This window comes from Pseudomonas segetis (genome assembly GCF_900188155.1).
Taxonomy (GTDB): domain Bacteria; phylum Pseudomonadota; class Gammaproteobacteria; order Pseudomonadales; family Pseudomonadaceae; genus Aquipseudomonas; species Aquipseudomonas segetis.
The window spans coordinates 1-3,249 of sequence record NZ_FZOG01000013.1; the positions used below are offsets into that span (position 1 = coordinate 1).

At 52.8% G+C, this 3,249-nt stretch carries 4 protein-coding genes and 3 tRNA genes; all 7 read right to left on the reverse strand.

Annotated features, from left to right (window positions below; genetic code table 11):
* Nucleotides 1-96, reverse strand: a 96-nt coding sequence (locus tag CHB79_RS21820; protein WP_141133447.1) for a GTP-binding protein, incomplete at its 3' end; no start/stop codon positions are given.
* Nucleotides 97-180: 84 nt separating this feature from the next.
* Nucleotides 181-256, reverse strand: a tRNA-Thr gene (locus CHB79_RS21825).
* 26 nt (nucleotides 257-282) lie between these two features.
* Nucleotides 283-356 (reverse strand) — tRNA-Gly (locus tag CHB79_RS21830).
* A 24-nt stretch (nucleotides 357-380) separates the two neighbouring features.
* A tRNA-Tyr gene (locus CHB79_RS21835) sits at nucleotides 381-465 on the reverse strand.
* Between the two features lie 142 nt (nucleotides 466-607).
* Nucleotides 608-1,279, reverse strand: a complete 672-nt coding sequence (locus tag CHB79_RS21840; RefSeq protein ID WP_029529742.1) for an SPOR domain-containing protein — start codon at nucleotides 1,277-1,279, stop codon at nucleotides 608-610.
* 7 nt (nucleotides 1,280-1,286) lie between these two features.
* Nucleotides 1,287-2,033, reverse strand: a complete 747-nt coding sequence (locus tag CHB79_RS21845) for a pantothenate kinase (protein ID WP_089361431.1) — start codon at nucleotides 2,031-2,033, stop codon at nucleotides 1,287-1,289.
* Entirely contained in the window at nucleotides 2,023-2,988 is a 966-nt protein-coding gene (birA, locus tag CHB79_RS21850; protein ID WP_089361432.1) for a bifunctional biotin--[acetyl-CoA-carboxylase] ligase/biotin operon repressor BirA, read from the reverse strand. The genes CHB79_RS21845 and birA overlap by 11 nt, the downstream gene beginning before the upstream one ends.
* Nucleotides 2,989-3,249 lie beyond the last annotated feature (261 nt).

Sequence of the window (3,249 nt, forward strand, 5' to 3'; positions counted from 1 at the left end):
CAGCGCTGCAGTCAGGGTAGTCTTACCATGGTCAACGTGGCCGATTGTGCCAACGTTTACGTGTGGTTTTTTACGTTCAAATTTTTCTTTAGCCATCTCGACCGTCTCCAAGCGAAGAATTGCAGTAGCCTTACCACCATTAAAATAAAGGCAGATACTTGCATATCTGCCTTTATCAAATGGAGCTCATGAGCGGATTTGAACCGCCGACCTCACCCTTACCAAGGGTGTGCTCTACCAACTGAGCTACATGAGCGAATAGTGTCGCGAACACTGCAAACTTGGAGCGGGTGGCGGGAATCGAACCCGCATCATTAGCTTGGAAGGCTAAGGTTCTACCACTAAACTACACCCGCTCAACTTGCAATTAACGCTAAATCTGGTGGAGGGAGAAGGATTCGAACCTTCGAAGTCGTAGACGTCAGATTTACAGTCTGATCCCTTTGGCCGCTCGGGAATCCCTCCAAAAGGAAGCGGCATTCTCAAGAGAAGCCACCCTACTGTCAAGCATTTTCTCAATAAAAACCTGAGCTTAGCGCATTTGACAGTAACTTCGCTGAATTGCTGTTTAAGGCCACCCTGCGAAGCGGGCGCCATTCTATGCAATCTATTGCGAGGATGCAATGCTTTCGCACGGCATTAATTGATGTTTTAGCCCATTAAAATCAAAAGCGAGCTTTTCCAGTAGCGAATCATCAGCCAAACGCCGACTTTCCGGGGCTATACGCACCCAGTAGCTACGATGCGCACGCGGTAATTCACGCAAGGAAGACTCGTAACCGACATCTTCCAAGCGCTGAATCACGCTTTGCGCCGAATCCTTGCGTGGAAATATTCCCAGGGAGATACCGTTTTCCAGGTCTCCCTGGGAGATCAAATAGCTATCAATGTTTCGCGCTTGCAGTTCTTTAAGCTGGCGCAGGGAAGCCGATCGGGATGCCAGAGGCGGGATATAGACCCAATAATCCACCCCAGCCTGATCATCGACCGAACGCACCTGCGAGCTGATATCAAGGCTTATCAGCCGCTGCTCGACGACCTCAGCCTCAGAGCGCTGTTCAAAGCTCCCCAAATACAGGCATGTATCGTCTTCAGGAGCCTGTACAACCGGCGCGCGGCGCTGCTGGTTGTCGGTTTCGCTGAGCAACTGGATATCACGCTTGGCGCCCTGCTGCTGCGCCATAGGTGCAACTTCTTTTGGCCTAAGCGGTGCCTGCTGCTGATGCCAGACGTAATAAAAAGCGTTCAGCACCACCAGCAATAGAAATATCCAACGCATGCAAACCTCAGGACAGCGGGCAGGCTGCAGCCAAACCCTTGAAAACCAAGTCGGGAGCAATTATTGCACCTGGCGCCATATCGACGGCCACCACTGCATCCCCTCCCGTGAGGAATACCACAAATGTATCGCCCAGGTATTCACTTGCAAGCTCTAACTGCGTTGCAACAAAGCCCTGCAGCATAAGCGAACACCCGCGCTCTACCGCTTCAGCGGTGGTACGCCCTGGACCATTTTTCTGTTGCGCGCGCTCTGCTGTGTCGTCGCTGTAGCGTATCCGACGAGTATGGGTACGCAGCTGATTGCGCATCAGGGGCACGCCAGGACAGATATAACCACCAAGATGCTCACCATCAGCACTTACGTAATCAGCAGTAACGGCTGTTCCCAAGTCCAGCACCAGGCATGCCTTGCCTGCATGCAGGTAAGCGCCGACCAAAGCCAGCCAGCGATCAAGACCTAGCTGCTGATATTGCTCGTAGCCATTGCGCACCCCTGCAAGCTCAATTACTGGCTGCGCACAGGCGCACTCGACGCCAAACCGCTCATTGATCAAGCCAACCAGTAATTGAGTTTCAGCATCCGTACGCACGCTCACCAACCTACAGGCCGTGACGTTCAGGGATTCCTCATTCAATGCAAGCATCAGCTCTGCATCAGAACCGACAACCCCTGCGCATATAATGCGCGATGCATCAGCCGCCAGTACCCGCCACTTAATAAAACTATTGCCGCAATCAAGCTCAAGTATCATCGCTCAGCCTCAAGCTCAACTCACCACCACTGAAACTGCGCTCCTGACCATCAACCTTCAGGCGAATAGCACCCGTGCAGTCCACACCCATTATTTCACCCTTGATCGGAGTCTTGCCCGCAGTGAGCGTAGCCATGCGCCCTTGCCAAAGGTGATTGGCTTGCCACTCATGCTGTAGCGCGGCGAATCCTTCACGCATATGCACAGCCATGTATGCCTGCAAATGCTTGCTAAAAAACTCGACCAACTGATTGCGATCAATCGCCTTACCCAGCACCCTGGACAATGACGTCCAGGCCTGTGTAATCGCATCAACCTCAACGACCTTCATGTTGACGTTAACACCAACGCCGATGACGACATGGCACTCATCACCAGGATCCCCGGACATTTCCAGCAAGATGCCTGCAATTTTCTGCCCGTCAACCAGCACATCGTTCGGCCACTTCAAACCAGCATCACTGACACCAAGCTCCTTTATGGCCTTGAGAAGCGCCAATCCAACGACCAGGCTGAGCCCTTCTATCTGGCGCATACCACCGTCAATACGTATTAGCAGGCTGTAATACATGTTCTCAGCAAATGGGCTGACCCAGGCACGGCCTCGACGACCACGCCCAGCGGTTTGCTGTTCAGCCAACAATAGAAAGGGGGCCTGCTTGCCGGCACCGAGCAGTCTTAGGACTTCTGCATTGGTTGAATCTACCGACTGCAAAACCGTAACTGGCCAGCCCAGCGAGGCATGACTGGTCGACAGCCGCTGCTGATCGAGCAATATCAGTGGATTCTGCAATTGATAACCACGCCCACGTACCTTATGAATCGTTAACCCAAGCTCAGCTTCAAGTACCTGCAACTGCTTCCATACCGCTGAACGACTGATACCCAGCTCCGCACCCAAAGCCTGCCCCGAGTGGAACCTTCCGTCCTGTAGAAGCCGCAATAATGGCTGCATGTTTTGCTCGAAAACTATTGAGGCCCGCATGATAACGGCGGGGCGCAGCATTGCCTACTCGCCAACGGCTCGATTAACCGTACAAATAAGCCGATACACCCAGAATTAGCCGAGTAACGACCATCAAGCCGTGCTTCTTGCAATGGATATAACTGCCCTGGCGATCGGCATGCAGTGCTGTGCAGTCGTGCTTTTGTTTAGGGCAAAGAGAAACCCCAGACCATTTACATGATCTGGGGTTTCGGTATAGGCGCTTGACGA